Source organism: Nitrincola lacisaponensis, from assembly GCF_000691225.1.
In the GTDB taxonomy this organism is placed as follows: domain Bacteria; phylum Pseudomonadota; class Gammaproteobacteria; order Pseudomonadales; family Balneatricaceae; genus Nitrincola; species Nitrincola lacisaponensis.
On the sequence record NZ_JMSZ01000016.1, the window covers coordinates 378,264 to 399,291 of the forward strand.

General features: G+C 47.9%; 22 protein-coding genes. 18 read left to right on the plus strand and 4 right to left on the minus strand.

Annotated elements, in window-relative coordinates:
• Positions 1-11: 11 nt before the first annotated feature.
• The 3 genes from ADINL_RS05085 to flgA form a co-directional block, all read right to left on the minus strand.
• Complete coding sequence (locus ADINL_RS05085; RefSeq protein WP_036544564.1) at positions 12-512, minus strand: flagella synthesis protein FlgN; 501 nt, start codon at positions 510-512, stop codon at positions 12-14.
• Positions 513-523: 11 nt separating this feature from the next.
• Positions 524-829, minus strand: a complete 306-nt coding sequence (gene flgM / locus ADINL_RS05090; RefSeq protein WP_036544567.1) for a flagellar biosynthesis anti-sigma factor FlgM — start codon at positions 827-829, stop codon at positions 524-526.
• Positions 830-954: 125 nt separating this feature from the next.
• Positions 955-1,602 carry a flagellar basal body P-ring formation chaperone FlgA gene (flgA, locus tag ADINL_RS05095; RefSeq protein WP_161667734.1) on the minus strand — a complete coding sequence of 216 codons (648 nt, stop codon included), beginning with the start codon at positions 1,600-1,602 and terminating at the stop codon, positions 955-957.
• A gap of 112 nt (positions 1,603-1,714) precedes the next feature.
• Here flgA and ADINL_RS05100 point away from each other — a divergent pair, with 112 nt between their 5' ends.
• From ADINL_RS05100 to ADINL_RS05185, 18 genes are all read left to right on the plus strand, one after another.
• Entirely contained in the window at positions 1,715-2,653 is a 939-nt protein-coding gene (locus tag ADINL_RS05100; protein ID WP_036544569.1) for a chemotaxis protein, read from the plus strand.
• Positions 2,654-2,673: 20 nt separating this feature from the next.
• Entirely contained in the window at positions 2,674-3,513 is an 840-nt protein-coding gene (locus ADINL_RS05105) for a CheR family methyltransferase (protein ID WP_152547613.1), read from the plus strand.
• A gap of 169 nt (positions 3,514-3,682) precedes the next feature.
• A complete protein-coding gene (gene flgB, locus ADINL_RS05110) occupies positions 3,683-4,087 on the plus strand; it encodes a flagellar basal body rod protein FlgB (protein WP_036544571.1) in 405 nt (134 codons plus the stop codon).
• A 2-nt stretch (positions 4,088-4,089) separates the two neighbouring features.
• A complete protein-coding gene (gene flgC / locus ADINL_RS05115) occupies positions 4,090-4,524 on the plus strand; it encodes a flagellar basal body rod protein FlgC (RefSeq protein ID WP_036544573.1) in 435 nt (144 codons plus the stop codon).
• A 21-nt stretch (positions 4,525-4,545) separates the two neighbouring features.
• Positions 4,546-5,211, plus strand: coding sequence for a flagellar hook assembly protein FlgD (locus ADINL_RS05120; RefSeq protein WP_036544575.1), 666 nt, complete (start codon positions 4,546-4,548; stop codon positions 5,209-5,211).
• 15 nt (positions 5,212-5,226) lie between these two features.
• Positions 5,227-7,143 (plus strand): flagellar hook protein FlgE, encoded by a 1,917-nt coding sequence (locus ADINL_RS05125; RefSeq protein ID WP_036544577.1) that lies wholly within the window; start codon positions 5,227-5,229, stop codon positions 7,141-7,143.
• Between the two features lie 187 nt (positions 7,144-7,330).
• Entirely contained in the window at positions 7,331-8,074 is a 744-nt protein-coding gene (flgF, locus tag ADINL_RS05130; protein WP_036544579.1) for a flagellar basal-body rod protein FlgF, read from the plus strand.
• Positions 8,075-8,090: 16 nt separating this feature from the next.
• Positions 8,091-8,876, plus strand: a complete 786-nt coding sequence (gene flgG, locus ADINL_RS05135; RefSeq protein ID WP_036544581.1) for a flagellar basal-body rod protein FlgG — start codon at positions 8,091-8,093, stop codon at positions 8,874-8,876.
• Positions 8,877-8,902: 26 nt separating this feature from the next.
• On the plus strand, positions 8,903-9,583 hold the full coding sequence (gene flgH / locus ADINL_RS05140) for a flagellar basal body L-ring protein FlgH (protein ID WP_036544583.1): 681 nt from the start codon (positions 8,903-8,905) through the stop codon (positions 9,581-9,583).
• A gap of 12 nt (positions 9,584-9,595) precedes the next feature.
• Positions 9,596-10,702 (plus strand): flagellar basal body P-ring protein FlgI, encoded by a 1,107-nt coding sequence (locus tag ADINL_RS05145; RefSeq protein ID WP_036544585.1) that lies wholly within the window; start codon positions 9,596-9,598, stop codon positions 10,700-10,702.
• A complete protein-coding gene (flgJ, locus tag ADINL_RS05150; protein ID WP_036544588.1) occupies positions 10,703-11,749 on the plus strand; it encodes a flagellar assembly peptidoglycan hydrolase FlgJ in 1,047 nt (348 codons plus the stop codon).
• Between the two features lie 60 nt (positions 11,750-11,809).
• On the plus strand, positions 11,810-13,855 hold the full coding sequence (gene flgK / locus ADINL_RS05155; RefSeq protein WP_036544590.1) for a flagellar hook-associated protein FlgK: 2,046 nt from the start codon (positions 11,810-11,812) through the stop codon (positions 13,853-13,855).
• Between the two features lie 12 nt (positions 13,856-13,867).
• Entirely contained in the window at positions 13,868-14,767 is a 900-nt protein-coding gene (flgL, locus tag ADINL_RS05160; RefSeq protein WP_036544592.1) for a flagellar hook-associated protein FlgL, read from the plus strand.
• 7 nt (positions 14,768-14,774) lie between these two features.
• Positions 14,775-15,074 carry a flagellar protein FliT gene (gene fliT, locus ADINL_RS05165; protein ID WP_036544594.1) on the plus strand — a complete coding sequence of 100 codons (300 nt, stop codon included), beginning with the start codon at positions 14,775-14,777 and terminating at the stop codon, positions 15,072-15,074.
• A gap of 159 nt (positions 15,075-15,233) precedes the next feature.
• Complete coding sequence (locus ADINL_RS15905; RefSeq protein WP_051632576.1) at positions 15,234-15,650, plus strand: flagellar protein FlaG; 417 nt, start codon at positions 15,234-15,236, stop codon at positions 15,648-15,650.
• Positions 15,651-15,682: 32 nt separating this feature from the next.
• The gene (gene fliD, locus ADINL_RS05175; protein ID WP_036544596.1) at positions 15,683-17,065 is read left to right on the plus strand and encodes a flagellar filament capping protein FliD; all 1,383 of its coding nucleotides are present in this window, start codon (positions 15,683-15,685) and stop codon (positions 17,063-17,065) included.
• 97 nt (positions 17,066-17,162) lie between these two features.
• Complete coding sequence (gene fliS / locus ADINL_RS05180) at positions 17,163-17,576, plus strand: flagellar export chaperone FliS (protein ID WP_036544599.1); 414 nt, start codon at positions 17,163-17,165, stop codon at positions 17,574-17,576.
• A gap of 90 nt (positions 17,577-17,666) precedes the next feature.
• A complete protein-coding gene (locus ADINL_RS05185) occupies positions 17,667-18,488 on the plus strand; it encodes a flagellin N-terminal helical domain-containing protein (protein ID WP_036544601.1) in 822 nt (273 codons plus the stop codon).
• 45 nt (positions 18,489-18,533) lie between these two features.
• Here ADINL_RS05185 and ADINL_RS05190 read toward each other — a convergent pair whose 3' ends face one another.
• Positions 18,534-20,963, minus strand: coding sequence for an O-linked N-acetylglucosamine transferase family protein (locus tag ADINL_RS05190; protein WP_036544603.1), 2,430 nt, complete (start codon positions 20,961-20,963; stop codon positions 18,534-18,536).
• Positions 20,964-21,028 lie beyond the last annotated feature (65 nt).

Genomic DNA, 21,028 nt, shown 5'->3' on the forward strand with positions numbered 1-21,028 from the left:
GATGGCTGTATTCAGGCCTTGCCAATACGCCGTTGTGCAGCGTAATTCCCTTTGCCGCCTGTCGGGTCATAGAGCACGTTGGAGCTTTGGTGGCCCTGAAGTAAGGCCAGGAGCTGATCAACGTTTTGCTTGCTGCGGACCAGAACCTGTTCATTGCGTCGGCTGATGGCTCTGACGTCATTGAGTAGCCATTGGAGTTTTTGCCAGCTTTCCAATAAGGAAGCTCGTGCTGACTCAGGTAGTTCGAGTATAAACTCTTCAAAGCCGCTTTCGGAAGGCGAGTGCCCGGCTTGTGTCAGCAGTTGGTTACGCTCACGAATATTGGCTTCGATCTTGAGTAGCAGGTCATGCTTGTCGCGAGTGGTTTGCTTGAGGGCTTCAAGATCGCGTTGCTGAAGCGCATGATGCTCCTGCTCCAGCGCATCCTGCAAGGCGCCCAATAGCACACAACCCTGATGAGTCAGGGTTGCGAAGGATTCATGCAGCGAGCCTTGCGGTGGTGTGTGTATCACACGGTCAGCCTTCAGCTAAACAGTTTTTCAAACTGTAACATTTTATCGGCAACCCGTTCAGGGTTAATACTGTAACTACCCTCTGCAATGGCTGCCTTGATTTCGGCAACGCGATCGGCATTGAAGTCACTGCTTTGGTCCGACTGACGGTTGGCAGCCTGGAGTGCCTGGACTGTATCACTCAAACGCACAGTATCTGCTTGCACAGGGGCCGCAGCATTGCCTTTTTTCTCGGCTGTAACACCGCTCTGTTCCGCGGGTTTGCCTCGTGTGGCTGTCGTCTGATTGGAGGACAGGCCGTTCAGTTCAATAGCCATCCTGAATCACCTCGTAATCTGGTTATGCTGTGGTTATCGGTCAACTGTTGAACTTCTTTAGCATTATTTTAATTATTTATACGACAGCACGGCATTTGTGCTCTCAGTATAGCAAATCTGTCGCATCACTGTACCTGAATCATGCCATTGCCGATCACGGTACCGCGAATCTCTGTGCCGCTCTGTTCGTTTCGGACACGGATCTGTTGTCCTAATTGGCCATCTTCCAGCGCAATGCCGGGTGTGCGTATGACCAGACTGCCACGACGTGCTTCGATGCTGACCTGGGCGCCACGGGTGACAGCCAGTGCTGTCTCAATCATGCGTGATGTGATGACCTGGTCGTTCCCTATTGGCCGCCGAACCTGCTGTCCTATGACATCTTCCAGCCGGACAAAATAGTCACCACTCATACGAATGACATCCTGTTCAGACAAGCGGATATCGCTGGCACTGATCCGGCTGTTTCGGGGCAGGGGGCGGTTAGTCACAATAACATCCATGAGCTGTCTGACCTGAGCCGTGACAAACAGACTCCATACAGGGCTGTGGCAGTTAACGCGTGCTGTAATGCGTTGACCACTACTGAACGGCAGGGTGATTTCCAGGGGCGTCAGACATCTGGGCAGATCCAGTGTTGTATTTACTGGGTTTATTATGACTTCAACCCGGCTTTCCGGTAATCGTGTGTTAAACTCAGTTAAGATGGCATCGTGAACCTGTTGCTCTATGGTTTCCGGGGACATTTGAGCATTGGCAGAAGTTATGGCCAAAAAATTAGCCAAAAACAATGCAACTAGTGTTAAATTAACAGTATTCACGCGTATCCTGTCTCAACGGGAAGATGCAACCCTTGTATAACGTCGGCTTGAGGTTTATTGAATCATGTCAGGTATCTTGGATAGTGTAAACCTTCGGACCCAGATGGTCGGTCAGAACCGCCTGGAACTGCTGTTGTTTGGTCTGGAAACAGATCAGCGTTATGGTATCAACGTCTTCAAGGTGCGCGAGGTGCTGCAGTGCCCTGAGCTGACAGAAGTGCCACGTAAAACCAGTGTGATCAAGGGAATGGCGCATATCCGTGGTGAGACAATACCTGTTCTGGACCTGTCGGAAGCGATTGGTCGCAACGCGATACCACCTGAAGAAGAGCGTAGCTGTTTTCTGATTGTCGCTGAATACAACAAGCGCACCCTGGCTTTTCTGGTACGAAAGGTTGACCGTATTCTGAATACCAACTGGGATCAGATCATGGCGCCTCCAGCGGAAATCGGTTCTGATAATTACCTGACAGCCGTATTCGAATACGAAGGTAAACTTATCGAAATTATTGATGTTGAGCAGATTCTGGCTGATATATATCCTGCCTCCACGGATGTCAGTGGTGATATTGCTACCAAGGAAGTTAAATCCAAAGCGGAGCAGTTTCGCGTATTGATCTGTGATGACTCGCAAGTTGCCCGGACACAGATGATCCGCAGCCTTGAGGGGATGGGGCTTAAGGTGACGGCCGCTAATAACGGTCGCGAAGCCTGGAAAATCCTGAAAGACCTGGCTGAGCGCGATGTGGATGTAGCCAGTTACTATCTGTTGCTGATTTCGGATATCGAAATGCCGGAAATGGATGGTTATACCCTGACCTCAATGGTTCGCGGTGATACCCGAATGGATAAACTGCACATCATCCTCCATACTTCGCTGAGCGGTGGCTTTAACGTGTCCATGGTTAAAAAAGTCGGTGCGGATGGTTTTCTGGCGAAATTCAATCCGGATGATCTTGCATCGGTGGTGGTTAAGCGTATTAATGCCGTCAATCAACACTGACGCCTGACAGGTGGTATCGAGTGAAAAGTGGATTCACGATTACCTCTGATGAATTCAGGGGGTTTAGTCAGTTCCTGGAAAAGAGTTGCGGCATTCTGTTGGCTGAGCATAAGCAATATCTGGTACAGAGTCGTCTGAGCCGGATTATGCAGAAGGAAGGCTACAGTAGCTTGTCAGAGCTGATTCACCGTCTCAATCAACCCGGTAATGCAACCCTCAAAGAGCAGGTTATCGATGCGATGACTACCAACGAAACCTTATGGTTTCGTGATATTCACCCCTATGAGATTTTGAAAAACCAGCTGTTACCTGAACTGAGTAGTGGTACCGGGTTCCAGAAGCTGCGTATCTGGTCAGCTGCCTGTTCCACAGGTCAGGAGCCCTATTCTATCAGTATGGTGATAGAGGAATTCAGGCAAACCAAACCTGGTGCTTTTTCCTCCGGGCAGGAAATTGTTGCAACCGATATCTCATCGACAGTACTGGATCAGGCGCGTAAAGGTGAGTATGAGATGCTGGCGCTGGGGCGTGGTTTGTCACAGGATCGTTTAACCCGTTTTTTTGCCAAGACATCAGAAGGCTCCTGGCAGATCAAACCAGAGGTGCGTAACCGGGTCAAGTTTCAGAGTCTGAATCTGCTGGGGCAGTACTCTATTCTGGGACAGTTTGATATCGTTTTTTGTCGTAATGTGTTGATCTATTTTTCATCAGATGTGAAAAATGAGATTTTGCGTAAAATTCACAAGCAGTTGAAACCCGGTGGTTATTTGATCCTGGGTGCATCTGAGTCCCTGTCAGGCCTTCCGGACCTGTATAAAATGATTCATTGCCGTCCCGGTATCATTTACCAGGCGATCTGATTTGCCGCCTGGGTGGCAAAAACAGGTGGCAGCTCCTTGCCGCTTTTTCACACCTGCCTCTTCTTTATTTTGACTCAAGCCCGCTATTGCGGGCTTTTTCATTTCTGGCATAACTATTGCTTTGATTATGTAAACAGATATTACAGTGCGTTTGGGAGCAGGTGGCAATATGGCATTCAGTTTTGATTCAGCGTTAGGCATACATGCAGATGCATTGGTGTTGCGCGCCCGCCGTGCTGAAATTCTTGCCAATAATATCGCTAACGCGGATACCCCTAACTTCAAAGCACGTGATATCGACTTTGCCAGTGTGCTTGAGGGTGTCAATGCCGGACAGGCTTCTCCGCTGAAGCTGAGTACGACGCATGCAGGCCATAAAGCGCAGATTGCCGACCCGGATTTTGCCGCTGATTTGATGTTTCGTATTCCCAATCAGCCTGCGGTAGATGGCAATACGGTTGAGGTGCAGGAAGAAATGGCGCGCTATACCGATAATGCCTTGCGTTATCAGGCCAGTTTTGAATTTTTGAACAGCAAGTTTTCCGGTTTAACCAAAGCCATTAAGGGTGAATAAGCATGTCACTGTCGAATGTTTTTAACATTTCGGGTTCGGCAATGAGCGCTCAGACCATTCGTCTGAATACGACCGCCAGTAATATGGCGAATGCGCAGAGTGTCAGTTCCAGTGAAGGTGAAACCTACCGGGCACGCCACCCAGTATTTTCGTTAAAAGCACCGGAGCCTGAGCAAATGCCCTCTCTGCAGCCAGGGCTGGTCCCGGGTCAGGGGGTTAAGGTACTGGGGATTGTTGAGAGTCAGGCGCAGCCGCGTATGAGCTATGAGCCCGATCACCCGCTGGCCGATGAGCAGGGTTATGTCTACTACCCGAACGTGAATGTGGTGGAGGAAATGGCTGACATGATCTCTGCATCCCGTTCGTTCCAGATTAATGCCGATGTTATGAATACGGCCAAGCAAATGCTTCAGCAGACCCTGAGGCTGGGTCAGTAAGCAGATTAAGAGGAAATCGTCATGAGTACGATTAATACCAATAACATCTTTGATCAGATTAACCAGAAGAATCAGCAGAACTCTACGCAGAAGTCTGGTAATGATGACAATCAGATGTTCATGAAGCTGCTGATTGCTCAGCTGCAGAATCAGGATCCTACCAGTCCGGCGGATACCAGCGATTTTATGCAGCAGATCTCCAGCATGACCATGGTTGAAACCATGACTGAAATGTCGAAAACCTTTCAGACCATGAGTAACAGTCTGCTGAGCAGTCAAAGCGCCTTACAGGCGTCTTCCATGGTGGGGCAGCGTGTCTTTATCAATACCGATATTGCCCAGCTGACACAGGATGGGGGTGCAATTCAAGGCACTCTGAGCCTGGATACTTCATCAACGAATGTACGGGTTTCTATCTATGATCAGGGTGGCAATCTGGTAGATCGGGTGAATATGGGCAGTGTACCGGCGGGTGAGCGCAGCTTTGTCTGGAATGCTGGTGAGGATGTGCCTGCGGGTAACTATCAGATAGTGGCAGAAGCTTTCGAAGGTGACCGTTATAAGCAGGTTGATACCTGGATGCCCTTTACCGTGAACAGTGTTTCACTGGGACAGAACGGGATAGGCATGAAAGTGAATACATCGATCGGCAGTATCGATTTCAGTGATGTAAAACAATTGGGTTAAGGTGAGGATAGCGCCATGTCATTCAATACCGCGATAACCGGTCTTAAAGCAGCGTCAGCGATGCTGGATGTGACCGGTAATAACATTGCAAACGTTAGTACCACGGGCTTCAAATCCTCGCGCACTCAGTTTGCGGATATCTATGCAACCGCTGTTGTCGGTGCAGGCTCCAGTAATACGCCGGGCTCCGGTGTTACCGTCTCCGGTATTTCCCAGGACTTCAGTGCCGGTACGATCGAATTTACCAATAATAATCTGGATCTGGCGATCAATGGGTCCGGCTTTTTCCAGCTGGATGATGGCCAGGGCAGTGTTACCTACACCCGTTCAGGCGCTTTTGAACTGAATAAAGACGGCTTTATCGTGTCCAAGAACGGCAAATATCTACAGGGCTATGGACTGGATGAGCAGGGCAACCGCTTGCCGATCGGTAATCTTGCGGTGACTCAGAAAGAGAGCCCCCCTAAAGCAACTGAGCGCATTGATTTGTCATTTAACATCGATGCGCGAGCCGATTCATCTTTGCTTTTACCCGATTATAACAAGGATGAGCCGGGGTCCTTTACCTATACCACCACGGTCAGAACCTATGACAGTCTGGGTAATGAACACACCATCAAGTATAACTTTGCTGAGCAGCGTCCAGTTCGCGAATTTTTTACCTTTAATGTCGCAGATGCCGGTGGTACTGCGAGTGTTTTGGTCTCTGGCGAAACTCTGACGATTACCGAAACCTCTCCAGGTGTGTGGGCGTTTTCAGCGGCAGAGCTTGAAGCACTGGAGCAAAAAGATCCGCGCTTTGATCCGGCATCCTTTACCTATAACGGTTCTCAGCTCTATTTTGAGCTTAAGGCAAGCTCTACTGATGCGGGTGATGTGGTAGTTACAGACGGTACGGATCGTTTAGATCGAACTAACTCTGCCAATAAATACCGTGATGCCAATGAAGTCAGAACCTACAGTTTTACAGGTGGAACTCCTGGTACTGTTGTCATCGGTGGTATTACAATTAATGTTGATGGTGCCACAGGAGCGGCTAATGCTGAATCTATTGCCGCCCGAGAGGCGCAAATTATTGACCGAAATCCGTCCATTGAGTCGGTACAGGTGAATAGTGCAGGGCAATTAGAGGTGCGCTTCAAAGCTGATGAAGGAAATATCCCGGATAGTCCGGATGCCTTCCCTATAACCGCTACAGGTATTTCTGTCACGATGGAAAATACCGTTGAGGGGGATAACTCCTACCGTGGCTACTACCGCATGTACGCCTACCTGAATGGCGAAGAGCTGCTGGATCTGGGTAAGGTGAAAGACTGGGGTAACGGTGGAGGGCCGGCTGCGCTTGGTGGTACTGGCGATACTGAGCCGGGTCCTATCCTGCTGCAGTTTAATCCAACCAATGGTTTGCTGCGTTCAATTAATGGTACTCAGTTCCCGGCCGGTGGACAGGTACCAGCTATCACGATCAGTGGGGCAGATCCTGCCAATCCTCTGACGCAGATTTCGTTGCGACTGGATAATACAACCCAGTTCGCGTCAGCTTCAATTGTGAAAAATAACCAGCAGGACGGTTATACCAAAGGGGATTTGATTGGTGTGACCTTTGCGCCTACCGGTGAAATGATCGCGTCTTTCAGTAATGGTCAGAATCAGGCGCTCGGTGTTGTGGCGTTTGCAACCTTTGAGAATCAGGATGGGTTGCAGCCATCGGGTGATACGGAATGGATTGCGACGCTGGAATCTGGTAATGCGATTTTGAACCCACCGGGTACCGGTCTGAATGGTACGTTGCGTTCAGCCGCTTTGGAGCAATCCAACGTTGATCTCTCCACTGAGCTGGTGAATCTGATCCAGGCACAGCGTAACTTCCAGGCCAGTTCTAAAACCCTGGAAACTGCGAACAACATTACTCAGACAATCTTGAATATCTAATCCTTTCCTGGATAGAGGGGCTGGCTTATGTAGCCTGCCCCTCTTTTTTTCTATCTGTACGAGCAGCTACAGCACCTTCCTGATACCGATCTGATCGCTACCTGACAATACTTGGCACAGCAATTGCTTTATACCCTGTAGTCCCGATAAAAGCGGCAAGTCTCTACCGCCGCACAGAGGAGAGCAGATGGATAAAGTCTTATATGTTGCCATGACCGGCGCGCGCGAGAATATGAACGCGCAGCAGGTGCGTGCCAACAATCTGGCTAATGTGACCACCACAGGCTTCAAGCAGGACTTCGAGCAGGCTCGCTCCATGCGCGTGTTTGGTGATGGCCATGCGTCGCGGGTCTATTCCATGGCGGAGTCACCGGGTACGAACCGTGCTTATGGGACGTTGCAGCAGACGGGACGAGATCTTGATGTGGCGGTGGCCAATGGTGGCTGGTTGGCCGTACAGGCACCGGATGGCACAGAAGGTTATACCCGTGCCGGTGACCTGCAAATCAATGCCGCCAATCAGTTGGTCACGGGCAGTGGCTTGCCGGTCCTGGGAGTCGGTGGTGCTCCTATCGTCATACCACCGGCTGAAAAGATTGAGATTGCCAATGATGGCTCGATCAACATCCGCCCTCTGGGGGATGATGCCGTGGGCCTGGCAATGGTGGATATGCTCAAAATTGTTGAGCTGGATCCAGCGACATCGTTTAAAGGAACATCGGGTCTGCTGCGCACCAATGATCAGCAGCCTCTGATGCCCATGGCTAATGCCCAGGTACGTTCCGGGTATCTGGAAAGCAGTAATGTGAATGCCGTTGAAGAGCTGACGGCGATGATCACTTTATCTCGTCAATATGAGATACAGGTGAAAATGATGAAAACAGCCGAAGAGAATTCCAGCGCTGCCGCCCGCGTGCTGCAGTTGAGCTGATAAACAGGAGAATACAATGCACGGTGCACTTCATGTCGCAAAAACCGGATTGAGCGCTCAGGATACCAATCTGCGTGTAATTTCCAATAATCTGGCGAACGTCAGTACGGTTGGGTTCAAAAAAGATCGTGCGGTATTCGAGGATCTGCTCTATCAGATTCGTCGTCAACCCGGTGCGCAGAATGCCGATGATGCACAGCTTCCTTCCGGTCTGCAGTTAGGCCACGGCGTGCGTACTGTCAGTACCCAAAAGCAGTTCGAAACCGGGGATCTGCAGATTACCGATCGCACCTTTGATATTGCCATCAATGGCCGTGGTTTTTTTCAGGTACTGCAGCCTAATGGTGATGCAGCTTACACCCGTAATGGTCAGTTCCACCTGAACGGTGATGGCCAGATCGTCACTGCTGAAGGCTACTTACTGGATCCGGAAATCACCTTGCCCGGTGAAGTAGTGAACTTCAGTGTTGGTGTCGATGGTACGGTATCAGCTGTCATTGCCGGAGATCCCAACCCACAGGTACTGGGTCAGATCGAGCTGGCAGACTTTGTGAACCCTGAGGGCCTTCAGGCTATCGGACAGAATCTGTTTATTGAAACAGCTTCGAGTGGTCCTGCCAATATTCTGAATCCAGGTGAAGAAGGTGTAGGTATTTTGAAGCAGGGTATGCTGGAAGGTTCTAACGTCAATGCTGTTGAAGAACTGGTCAATATGATTACCACTCAGCGTGCCTATGAGATCAATTCCAAAGTGATTTCAACTGCGGATCAGATGCTGGGCTTCGCGACACAGCAGCTGTGATGAATGATTGAGTAAAGGGGCAGAAAATGAAAAGTTGGATGAAAACTCTGTTATTGGGAAGCTGTATGGTGCTGATGGTGGGCTGTGTCAATAAAGCGCCCAAGCCAGATAATCCTTATTATGCACCCGTGCAGATGCCCAGCTTTGAAACGCCCAAACCGATCAATGGTGCCATTTATCAGGCATCAACCAGCCGGGATATCTACAGTGACGGGCGGGCGCATCGTGTGGGTGACATCATCACCATTAATCTCACTGAGCGCACCCAGTCATCCAAACAGTCCAGCACCAGTCTGGACAAAAGCACTAACGTGAATCTGAATGCGCCGACGGTCATGGGATCTCCGGTGACCATCGGAGGGCGTGAGTTGTCAGCAGGATTATCCAGCAATAGTGCCTTTGATGGTGATTCTTCATCGGATATGAGTAACCGTCTGACCGGCAATATTACTGCAACTATTCATGAGATTTATCCTAATGGGGTGATGCTGGTGCGCGGTGAGAAATGGCTCACGCTGAATCAAGGGGATGAGTATATCCGCATCAGTGGTCTGGTCAGACCTCAGGATATCGCCGCTGATAACTCACTGGACTCCACTCGGCTGGCCGACGCACGTATCACCTACAGTGGTACCGGTGCTACATCTGACGTCAATGTGATGGGTTGGCTGGGACGCTTCTTCATCAGTGCATTGATGCCGTTTTAAGTGAGGTGGACGATGAAAAAAATACTGTGTTGCCTGGTCATCTTGTTACTGAGTGCAGAAACAGCCCTTGCGAATGTAAACACGTCACGTCTTAAAGACCTGATTACGGTATCCGGAGTGCGTAACAACCAATTAGTGGGCTATGGCCTGGTTGTCGGCCTGGATGGCACGGGTGATAGTCGTGCTAATTTTACCTCTCAGACATTCCGCAACCTGCTGAACAATATGGGTGTGGCGATGCCGCCGAATGTGAACCCTCAGTCCAAAAATATTGCGGCTGTTGCGATTCATGCTGATTTACCGCCCTTTGCAAAACCGGGGCAGGCGATCGATATTACTGTCTCTGCCATAGGGGATGCGAAAAGTCTGCGTGGAGGCTCGTTATTGATGGCTCCCTTGAAAGGGGCCGATGGACAGGTTTACGCCATGGCGCAGGGAAATCTGATTGTTGCCGGTTTCGGCGCAGAGGGGCGTGACGGATCGCGTGTATCTGTCAACGTACCCAGTGTCGGCCGTATACCAAATGGTGCGACGGTGGAGCGAGAGGTGGTCAGTGGCTTTAATCAGGGTGATAGTCTGACACTCAACCTGAAAACACCTGACTTCACCACAGCGCGGACAGTATCAGAGCAGATCAATAATCTGCTGGGACCGGATGTCGCTGCTGCGCTGGACTCCACCTCTATTCGTGTCAGGGCACCACGTGATCCATCGCAACGCGTAAGCTTCTTGTCAGTGCTGGAAAATCTGCCGATCGAAACAGCAGAGGAAACAGCCAAGGTCATCATCAACTCGCGTACTGGCACCATTGTGATTGGCCAGCATGTGCGGGTTTCGCCCGTTGCGATTACGCATGGTGGTCTGACGGTAAACATCACCGAAGCTTTTGATGTGGATCAGCCTGAGGCGCTGTCGGGCGGCAGAACAGTGATTACACCACGTACTGAACTGGAGATAGGTGAGGGCTCTGGCCGGATGTTCGAATTCTCTCCAGGCGCTTCGCTTCAGGATATCGTAGAAGCTGTCAATAATGTGGGTGCTGCACCAGGTGACCTGATGGCGATCCTGGAAGCACTTAAACAAGCCGGCGCGCTACGTGCTGAGTTAGTGGTGATTTAAATGGTTACGGGTAAGCCACCAGTCATTTCACAAAGTCCGCAGTTCTACACTGAGCTGAACCAGCTAAATGATTTGCGTCGGCGTGCGGGTTCAGATGAAGAGGCTGCTTTGCGCGAGGTGGCCCAGCAGTTTGAACAGATATTCCTCAGTATGATGCTGAAAAGCATGCGTGACGCCAATGCATCCTTTGGTGAAGACAACCCGTTCAATAGTCACAATACACGTTTTTTTCAGGACATGTATGACCAGCAACTGACACTGGAATTGTCTGGAAAAAGTGGCCTGGGACTGGCTGATGTGATGGTCAGACAGTTGAGTCAACACAGTGATATCCGTTCTGATCGAGAGCGGGATGAGCGCGAGCGTCCGCTGACAGAAGCCGAAATGCTGCTGAATCGTGCCATGAATGCCACAGCAGGTATGGCGGCATCTGCCGTGCTGGGACAGGCGCATGCCAGTGCATCGCGAAACAATGCATCGGCCGCTGAGCCTGACGCGGATGAGGCCAACCGGGTAGATGCCGTGTCGTCCAGGGCAGAGCGGCTGGCTTCGCCTGAAAATCTGCCTGCACGTTTTGAGTCACCCCAGCAGTTCGTCGACAGTTTGTTACCTCTGGCGGAAGAGATGGGGGCAGAGCTGGGTGTGGATCCTCGAGTTTTACTGGCTCAGGCAGCACTGGAGACAGGTTGGGGGCGTTTTATCATCAATGGCAGCAATAATCTGTTCAATATTAAAGCAGACAGCCGCTGGCCGGGTGAGCGGGTCAGTGTGTCTACCCTGGAATATCGGGATGGCGTTGCGGCTAAAGAGGTGGCTGCTTTCCGTGCTTATGGTTCCTATGCAGAGAGTTTCCGGGATTACGTCGATTTTCTGAGAACGAATCCGCGTTATCAGGTGGCATTGCAGAATACTGCAGATCCCGCTGCCTATTTACGAGAGTTGCAGGCCGCGGGTTACGCTACGGATCCGGCCTATGCTCAAAAAATTGAACGTATTTTTACCGGCAACCTGCTTGCACAAGCCGGACGTGATACTCAAGAAGGTTAAGCGCTGGCCGATATAATCTGTCAGTAACAGGCTGTACACAGTGACAGCGGGGAGTGGGAAATGTCATCTTTATTGTCGTTGGGTGTGCAGGGCGTCAGGGCCAGTCAAGGTGGTTTGAACGTCACCGGTAATAACGTGGCCAACGTGAATACTCCGGGGTATACCCGACAGGTACCGCAGTTCCAGAGCCTGGAAGGTGGTGGCGTCAAACAGGAATATTCCCAGCGGATTGTTAACCAGTTTATTAATGCACGTATCTGGGCTGACAGCTCCCGTTTCGAAGCGGCGCGTGCGTTTGAACAGTTGTCCAACCAACTGGATAACACTCTGGCCAGTGAAAGCAGTAGCCTGGCGATTAAACTGGATGACTTTTTTGGCGCACTGCAAGCCGCCAATGATGATCCAACATCCATCACCAGTCGTGAACTGATGGTGGCTGAGAGTGAAGCGACTGTCAGACGTTTTCGGGATCTCTATGGTCGTATTGATGAACAGAATCAGACAGTCAATACCCGGATTCGTGAATTGACGGAAGAGATCAATACGCAGGCAAAAAATATTGCCGCATTGAATGACCGTATTCGTATTGCCCAGGCGGGCGGAAAAGAGTCATTTGAGCTGCTGGATCAGCGTGATCAGGCCATTAAAGAGCTGTCTGAGTTGATCGATATTCAGGTAATTGAGCAGTCGAATGGCGAAAGCACTATCTTTATCGGTAACGGTCAGCCGCTGGTTGTGGGCCAGACATCCAATCAGTTGATTGCCACACCTGGTAAACTGGACCCATCCCAGTTGCAGGTAAATCTGCTCATTGCCGGGCGGCAAAATAACATCACCAACTATATAGGTGGCGGTGAGCTAGGCGGCATTCTGGAGTACCGCAAGGATGTCCTGAACAGTGCGTTGGATGAGTTGGGGCGTCTGGCGCTGGTATTTGCGGACACCATGAACAGCCAGCATGCTCTGGGTATGGATCTTGACGGCAATATGGGACAAAAGCTGTTCCGTGATATCAATGATCTGGTATTGATGAACTCACGCTTTCAGGCTGATTTTGCGCAGGGTAATGTCAGGATTACGGACACCAGCCTGTTGCAGGCGTCTGAGTATGAACTGGTGTTTACATCAGAAAGTGATTTTCGACTGACCCGATTGTCTGATGGCAAGACCTGGACACAAAACTCTTTTGAAGCCCAGGCTAGTGCCGGTGATGTCGATGGTGAGCAGCAGCTATGGTTTGATCCGGGATCGGGCGATCTGGTGTTGCAGATTGATGGTATGCGTATTACGGCAGATAAAAATACGCCTTTCAGCATAAACGAACGTTTTTTGATGCAGCCTACCCGTACAGCAGCAGATGATATGCGTACGGACATCAGTAGTGGGCGCCAGCTGGCTCTGGCTTCACCCGTCAGCATTTCAGCAGATTCGGCCAACACTGGCACTGGCAGCGCGACCCTAAGTGTGACTGAAGTCGTAGCATCTGAAATGAGCCCGCTGGAGGCTCTTAAAAATCTGCTGCCTGAGGCCGGTGCGCAGATAGAGTTGACGCGTAATGGTTCAGGCTATGATATAGCACTGTTTGACGCGAATGGTGACCCGGTCATTCCTTCAGAACTGACTGCCACCATCGATCCTTCCAATCCCAAACAGTTAATTGTCCGGAATACTGATGCAGGCTTGCCGGGCGAGATTCGGGTTGATATCAATGGGGTACCCCAGGATGGTGATCAGTTTAGAATCGGATATAACTTTGAAGTCGATAGTGTCACTGGTGCGATTACGAATATTGGTGTTTCAGATAACCGTAATGGATTGCTGATGGCTGATTTGACCAAGCAGAAAACTTCTCTTGAGGGTACCTACCAGGACACCTATGGTCGATTGGTAGAGCGCGTGGGCATTACAACCAAAATTGCGCAGATGGACACCAAAGCCTCTCAGGCGGTATTGCAAAACTCGATCAATCAGCGCGAAGAAATCAGTGGGGTGAATCAGGATGAAGAAATGGTGCGGCTGATTCAGTTTCAGCAGGCTTACCAGGCGGCCACCCAGTTGATTACAGCCTCACAGCGTACCTTTGATGCGCTGATTAATGCCGTATAACGGAGGTAGACAATGAGACTCTCCACACAGCAGTTTTTTATTCAGAACCTTGTCAATGTTCAGCAGAGCAATGCCAATGTATTCAAATATCAGCAGCAGATGTCCACGGGTAAAAAGCTTTCCAAGCCATCTGATGACCCGCTGGCGGCGACGCAAATCAACAAGTTTGAGCGTCTGATTGCCCGTAATGAAGTGTTCAGTCGCAATGTGGATGTCGCTGAACGGCGTTTGAAGCTGGAAGAGTCGACATTGACGCTGGTGATTGATACAACCTTGCGTATTAAGGATTTGAGCATTCAGGCGAATAATGGCGGTATGTCCGATGCTGACCTGAAAATCATTGGAGCAGAGCTGGAGCAGTTGCTGGGACAGCTATCTGGTGCAGTGAATACACAGGATGCCCAGGGTGAATACCTGTTCTCCGGATTTAAAGGCCAGACACAACCCTATCAGCTCGATACGGCAGGGAACTATGTGTATCGTGGCGATGAAGGGCAGCGATTTTTGAATGTCGGTGAAAATACGACTATTGCCTCAACTGATGCTGGCGCGGGCATTTTTGGTACAGGAGAAGAGAATCTGCTCAATACAGTTAAGCGGATGGCTGATGCACTTAACGCAGATCCGCCAAATTTGCAGGACTTTAACGCAGAGCGGGCTGATCTTGATCGTTTCTTTGAGCAGAGCATTACAACCCGGTCACAGATAGGTGCCCGCTTAAAAGTGTTAGAAGATCAGCGCGAGCAACTGGCAGATATCAAGCTGTTTACCCAGAATACTTTATCCAGCTTTCAGGACACGGACTATTACGAAGCCGCCAGTAAGCTGGCGCTGGAGCAAAACGCACTGGAAGCAACTTATCTGACATTCAGCAAGATACAGCAGCTGAGCCTGTTTAACTATCTGCGTTGAGGTTTGCATGAAGCAGGAGCAACTGGATCGTTTACAGGCGATACAGGACGAGCAGTTTGAAGCATTATCTTTAAAGCAGATGGATCATCTGCAGGCGCTGGAAACGGAGAAAACCCGGTTGCTGCATGGATTAGGTGATCTCAAAGGGCTAACACCAGAGCAGCAGCAACAGTTGAAGGTTTGTTTAGACCGGCAGACTGAGCTGGAGCGTGTCTGTACGGAAATCCGTGATGCTCTCGGAGACCAGATGAAACAGGAAATGCACCGACAAAAAGCAGTTCAGGCTTATAAGGATAGCGGATACTAGATTGATACTGGCAGATAGCGGCAAGTTGACTGTACTTTTGCTAAAGTTATTCAGAAGACCGCCGATATATCGGGATAGAATCTAATTATTATTCGCCGGAGCCCGTATACTCGTATCCCGAATACCTGTATAGCAGCCCCGAGACAGAGGGAGTCTACCATGTCTATTGATACCAGTATCAACACCGGGGGCCTGGATCGTTCCGCCAGCCAAGGGCAGCCAGCCGATATAGGGCTGCGCAATCAACGTCAGGCTGGACAGGTCGAAGCCCGTGCCATAGAGGCCACGCAGCGTACCGCTGAACCCAAGCGTATGGATCCTGAGCGTGAAGCACAGGCAATTCAGGAAGCAGCAGATCAACTGGGTGAGTTTCTCAGTGTGATCAACAGCGATCTTAATATTACCGTTGACCGCGATGTAAATAAAACTGTCGTGAAAGTGATTAATCGGAGCAGCGATGAAGTGATTCGTCAGATCCCTTCTGAAGAAGTGTTATCCCTGATGCGCCGGATGAGTGAAATCGCTAATCAGGCCAGTGGCGGTACATCAGGGATGCTGTTATCGGATCAGGCGTGATCCTGTTATCGTTCCATTAACGGAGGTTTACAATGTCAGCTATATCATTTTCAGGTGTCGGTTCAGGTATCGATACTAAAACTATTGTAAACGCTCTGGTGGCGGCTGAAATCGATCCTCAGCGTGCTCAGTTATCGAGCCGTAAAACTACGCTGGATGCACAGTTATCGAGTTTTGGTCGCTTGAAAAGTGCCTTGAGTGAGTTTCAGACAACGCTGAATAACCTGAAAACCCCGGATAAGTTTCAGGTACGCTCAACAACGGTAGGTAATGAAGAGCGCTTCACTGCAACCGCCAGGTCGAATGCGCAGCCGGGTGATTATCAGGTGTCCGTTGAGCAGTTGGCTAAATCCCAGCGCCTGATGACGGCTGATAACGCCTTTGCCAGCAGCAGTACGGTTGTGGGTAGCGGTACGCTGACAATCAGCACGGGTGGTGCCTATGATCCGGATCTGGGGAATGGTTTTACTGTTAATATAGATCCATCGAAAGCCACTCTGGATGATATTCGTCGTGCCATCAATAATGCACCTGGTAATGACGCAGTCACTGCGAGTATTGTTAATGTTGATGATGGCAATGGAGGTACCCAGGCACGGTTGATACTGACAGCCAAAGAGACGGGTGTTGCAAATGCATTAACAGTGGCGGTTACAGAAGGCACTGAGCCGGGTTTGTCAGCCTTGGCATCTGCCAATCTGGTTGAGTCACGTGCAGCAGAAGATGCCATCATTCGTGTGAATGGCCTGTCAGCAACGCGTTCTACAAATCAGATTACCGATGTTATCCAAGGTGTTACGCTCAATCTCAAGAGTGAAGAGCCTGGAGCTGAAATCGATCTTCGTATCGGTACTGACAATTCGGCGATTGAAAAAAATGTACAGAGTTTTGTCGATGCCTATAACAAGCTTCAGAATGTACTGAAAGACATTGCGGGTAAAGATAGTAGTGGTTTAAGGGGTGACTCAACGGTTCGTAACTTGAGCTCGCAGCTACGCTCCCTTACCTCTGGTGAAGTTGATGGAGCTGATCCCCAGGCCAGAATTCTGGCGCAGATTGGTGTTACGATAGATAAAGATGGCAAAATGAGTTTGAATAAATCCACTCTGAATGAACGTCTGGATGATGACTTCAATAGTGTGGCTAATCTGTTTACCAGTGAGCAGGGTATTGCCAAGCGCCTGGATGCGTTTGTTAAACCCTATACTCAGGCGGGTGGTTTGCTGGATAACCGTACGGAGGGTGTAAACTCTCGTTTGCGTATGCTGAATGATCAGCAAGATCGCTTGGATATTCGGGAAGAAAATCTGTTTAACCGTTTGTCTCGTCAGTTCAATGCAATGGACAGTATGGTTGCACAGATCAACAGTAATGGAGCATTCTTGTCAGCGCAATTGGCGAGTATGCAATGGTAATTGGGTTGTATTAAAGAAAAAGGAGACCTGAGGGTCTCCTTTTGTCATTTGATGCGGTATTAACGAGATAGTAGGCATCACTGCTAGAGAGTGACTCATGAATAAAGGTATAGGGCAGTATAAGCAGATAGGTGTGGAAACAGCGTTGGTGAACGCAAGTCCACATCGGTTGATACAGATGCTATATGAGGGAGCGCTGACACAGCTGGCCAATGCGAAGGGTGCCATTCAAAACGATCAAATTGAACTACTGTCTGTCAGTATCAAGAAAACATCCAATATCTTGATTGGTCTGGAAGAGGGGCTTGATTTGGAAAAAGGAGGGGAGATTGCCTCAAATTTACAGGCACTCTATCGATTTTTACAAACAGAGTTAATCGCAGCCCAGTCGACACAAAGTGTAGAGAAAATTGATGCCATGATCAGTGTGTTGGTGGAACTGAAAAGTGCCTGGGACGCGATAGAACCTGGAAAAATCAGTGACGAAACAATCTCTTCTGATAAAACGTAAAAAAATCCTCAAGTGATTGTCTGAGCCGCCGATAACCTAATCACAAGAGACAATTTCTACGCCTAAAAGCGTAACTGAGGAGATAAGACCATGTCTAATGTAGTCGCAACAAACCTGTTCTCATTGAACGCACAGCGTAACCTGGCAAACAACTCTATGGGCATGAACACCGCAATGGAGCGTCTGTCTTCCGGTTTGCGTGTAAATGGCGCCAAAGATGATGCTGCTGGTCTCGCTGTTGCAGAGCGTATGAATGCACAGGCTCGTGGTATGGGTGTAGCCATCCGTAATGCCAGTGATGCAATCTCAATGGTACAAACAGCAGAGGGTGCATTGCAGCAGGTTACAGATACTCTACAACGTATGCGTGAGCTGGCTGTCCAGTCTGCGAACGGTACTTACGACGATGATGATCGTGCTCTGATCGAGACAGAGTTTGCATCACTGCAAGAAGAATTGACTCGAATTGCCGATGTAACTCAATTTAATGGCCAGAAAATTCTGGATGGTACTACTACAACAGTAACCTTCCAGGTTGGTGCTAATACAGCAGCCAATATAGATACTATTGATGTCGAATTTACAAACGTCAAAACAACTGTGTCTGGTATGGGTAATATCAGTACAGCTGCTGGTGCAAATTCAGCAATCGCTAGTATCGATGATGCACTGGATGAAATTGCTGAAGCAAGGTCTACCTTCGGTGCTGCACAAAACCGTTTTGAGGCAACCATTATCAACTTGCGTAATGCCCAAGAAAACCAGATGGCTGCTAAAAGCCGAATTATGGATGCAGACTTTGCAGCAGAAACTGCAGCCTTAACCAAGGCGCAGGTGTTGCAGCAGTCAGGTATCGCGATTTTGGCGCAAGCAAACCAAGCTCCACAGGCTGTACTCGGCTTGCTACGTTAAGAAAATCCAAAATAAAAAAGCCTTGGTTGATCCAAGGCTTTTTTTTTAAGCTAGCTCAGGAAGTTCAAAGGATTGTTTAGCATTGATTGACGGATTGTCTTTAAAACGTGAATAAAGCATTTTTAAAGCCAGTTCATAATAAGCAGTAGGTTTATGACTGGTTTTATCAGTCGACCTGTTAAGAACGGTAGCTAAGTTCTGTAAGCAGGCGCTTCTGAAGTTTTCATCTTGAATATAGCGACTGGCTATAGTAATAAATGATCTATCATCATGTGCAATTAGTGAGTCGAGGTTTGCGCAGGTTAGGTGCAGCGCTGAGATTTGAGCGGCTTGACTTATTCCACGGTATGCTATGATAGGGGTACCTGACTCTAATGCCATCTTAGCAGAACTATGATTTCCATAGGGAAAAGTATCAAGGAGGAGATCTGCAAAGTGTAGCCTTTGTTTGTGCTTATCAAAATCTAGTTTTTCAGCAAAAATAATTCTTTCCCGATCTATTCCATTAGCTTCTGCTTCGTCCAGTATTTTTGTGCGCCTTTGCTCATCTGCTGCGTAGATCCATAAAATTGTATCTTTGTTTTCATGAAGCAGAGAACACCATATTTTAAAAATATGCCTGGTTATTTTGTGAGGTTCATTGAAAGAGGCTAGTACGAACTTATTGTCCGGAAGGTTAAAGTCCGATCTTGTTAGGTTGTCTGAAAGATTACACTTGTTAAATGCTGTTTCAATAATATGAGGCTGTATTATTAGAGATTCAGCATAATAGGGAATCGTTTCTTCAGATAAGTAAAATTTGTTTACTAACATGTAGTCATATACATCAGGTGCTCCAGATGTTGATGGGAAGCCTGTGTGATGCATTTGTATGGGAGCTGGCCGATAACTCATTATGTTGCTTCTGCTTGCGGATGTATACAGGGTCAAGTCTATAAGGATGTCAATTTCATTGTTTGTAATTAATATGGCAGCATCACGATCATTGATTTTAGAAATGTCATGAAAGTTTGATTGCTCTTTTATGTTTTTATAGTAATCGGATCCGTCGTCTGGACGATATGAGAATACAAAAGGTTCAAAATATTCTCTATCGAGGCTGCTGAGTATAGGTAAGAATATATGTGATACAATATGTTCACCTATGTCTCCGGAAAGATAGCCTACACGAATTTTTTTATGATTTTTATACAGATTAAATCTCTCAGTAAGAGTGAAGTCTTTTTTTCTAAGAATCGACTTGGAAGTCAATTTAGCTACTTCAACGTGCTTCTTGAAGTCGTCAGTCATGGATAATATAAAAAATGCGGCCACTATAGTATCTAAGCTGCTGACCTTGTCTATCGCCGACAGTGTTATAGATAGCTCAGCATCAATATAGTCCCATTCATTTAAAAAGCATGCGCATAGTAAATTGTAGAATCGCTTTTGAATATCATTCATATATTCGGGATGAAGGCTAAATAGCCTGTTGAAACTCTTGTGTGCTGCTAGAAACTGCTTCGAATCAAAGCTGAGTAAAGAAAGGTTTAAAAGAGTTTCAGGGTTTTTGTCGTTAATCTCATGTGATTTTGAAAGCAGCTTAAAAGCTTCTTCATAATGACGAGTTAAATGAAGTCTTTTCGCTTTTAAGTTTATAATGCCCGTATCTGGTTTGTTTTTTGAAATTATCTTGTCTATAAGATTATCAAACAAATATAGCTTGCTGATTTTGTTTGAAGCTAACAATAGATGATCAAGGGTAAATTTTTGAACTTTAAGAGTGCAGGCTTCTACTGATGCTTTGAAAGCATTCAGCGCTTCGTCTGCGATAATTAAGGTTCTGGAAAGTAGAGCCCAGAATCTGAATTCTGTAGGTATTATTTCAATTGCACATAAAAGATTGTTTATTGCTATGTTCTTATCGTTTTTCTGTAGAGCATCAAAGGCAATGGCGTAGTGGTAATATGCAATTTCTCCTAAATCATTGCTGGTTGGCTTTTTCTCAATTAGTGATTTTAATCGTTCTGGACTTTCAGTTGTTAGGCATCTGTTTGCATATGCATTATTCGATGCATATGGTGTTTTTAAGTTTATTATTCCTGGATGTCTTTTGGTTTTCTTTAATGCATCGTTAATTTTATTATCAGATGCTTTTTTTGCTCCCATCCTTTCAAGTGTTATGATGGTAAATGCCCATGCTGCTATATTAGATGGATCGATTTTAAGAGATAATTCAAATATCGTAAGTGCTTCTTTAAATTTTCCTGAGCGCAATAGATATTTCCCAAAACATATAACGGTTTCTATCTTGAGATTGTCTTTTTTAGATATTTTTATTATTTCAAGTGGTATATCATTGAATTGACTGTTTTCATATAGATCAATTATTTTTGGAACTGAAATATCCTTTGGTATTTTGTTGTAAACTTTTATTGTTTCCTCAAGTATTTTGTCATGCTCTTGGTTGTTTTCTGTGCTGCTAGGCGAGGGCATGAGATAGCTCCATTGTGTTTTTGCTTCTGTATTTATGTAAATTGATTCGACAGCGGACTTTTAGT

Coding starts and splice junctions, on each gene's coding strand:
- flgM (WP_036544567.1), bottom strand. CDS start 829: ATGGCTATTGAACTGAACGGCCTGTCCTCCAATCAGACGACAGCCACA.
- ADINL_RS05100 (WP_036544569.1), top strand. CDS start 1,715: ATGTCAGGTATCTTGGATAGTGTAAACCTTCGGACCCAGATGGTCGGT.
- flgB (WP_036544571.1), top strand. CDS start 3,683: ATGGCATTCAGTTTTGATTCAGCGTTAGGCATACATGCAGATGCATTG.
- flgC (WP_036544573.1), top strand. CDS start 4,090: ATGTCACTGTCGAATGTTTTTAACATTTCGGGTTCGGCAATGAGCGCT.
- ADINL_RS05120 (WP_036544575.1), top strand. CDS start 4,546: ATGAGTACGATTAATACCAATAACATCTTTGATCAGATTAACCAGAAG.
- ADINL_RS05125 (WP_036544577.1), top strand. CDS start 5,227: ATGTCATTCAATACCGCGATAACCGGTCTTAAAGCAGCGTCAGCGATG.
- flgF (WP_036544579.1), top strand. CDS start 7,331: ATGGATAAAGTCTTATATGTTGCCATGACCGGCGCGCGCGAGAATATG.
- flgG (WP_036544581.1), top strand. CDS start 8,091: ATGCACGGTGCACTTCATGTCGCAAAAACCGGATTGAGCGCTCAGGAT.
- flgH (WP_036544583.1), top strand. CDS start 8,903: ATGAAAAGTTGGATGAAAACTCTGTTATTGGGAAGCTGTATGGTGCTG.
- ADINL_RS05145 (WP_036544585.1), top strand. CDS start 9,596: ATGAAAAAAATACTGTGTTGCCTGGTCATCTTGTTACTGAGTGCAGAA.
- flgJ (WP_036544588.1), top strand. CDS start 10,703: ATGGTTACGGGTAAGCCACCAGTCATTTCACAAAGTCCGCAGTTCTAC.
- flgK (WP_036544590.1), top strand. CDS start 11,810: ATGTCATCTTTATTGTCGTTGGGTGTGCAGGGCGTCAGGGCCAGTCAA.
- flgL (WP_036544592.1), top strand. CDS start 13,868: ATGAGACTCTCCACACAGCAGTTTTTTATTCAGAACCTTGTCAATGTT.
- fliT (WP_036544594.1), top strand. CDS start 14,775: ATGAAGCAGGAGCAACTGGATCGTTTACAGGCGATACAGGACGAGCAG.
- ADINL_RS15905 (WP_051632576.1), top strand. CDS start 15,234: ATGTCTATTGATACCAGTATCAACACCGGGGGCCTGGATCGTTCCGCC.
- fliD (WP_036544596.1), top strand. CDS start 15,683: ATGTCAGCTATATCATTTTCAGGTGTCGGTTCAGGTATCGATACTAAA.
- fliS (WP_036544599.1), top strand. CDS start 17,163: ATGAATAAAGGTATAGGGCAGTATAAGCAGATAGGTGTGGAAACAGCG.
- ADINL_RS05185 (WP_036544601.1), top strand. CDS start 17,667: ATGTCTAATGTAGTCGCAACAAACCTGTTCTCATTGAACGCACAGCGT.
- ADINL_RS05190 (WP_036544603.1), bottom strand. CDS start 20,963: ATGCCCTCGCCTAGCAGCACAGAAAACAACCAAGAGCATGACAAAATA.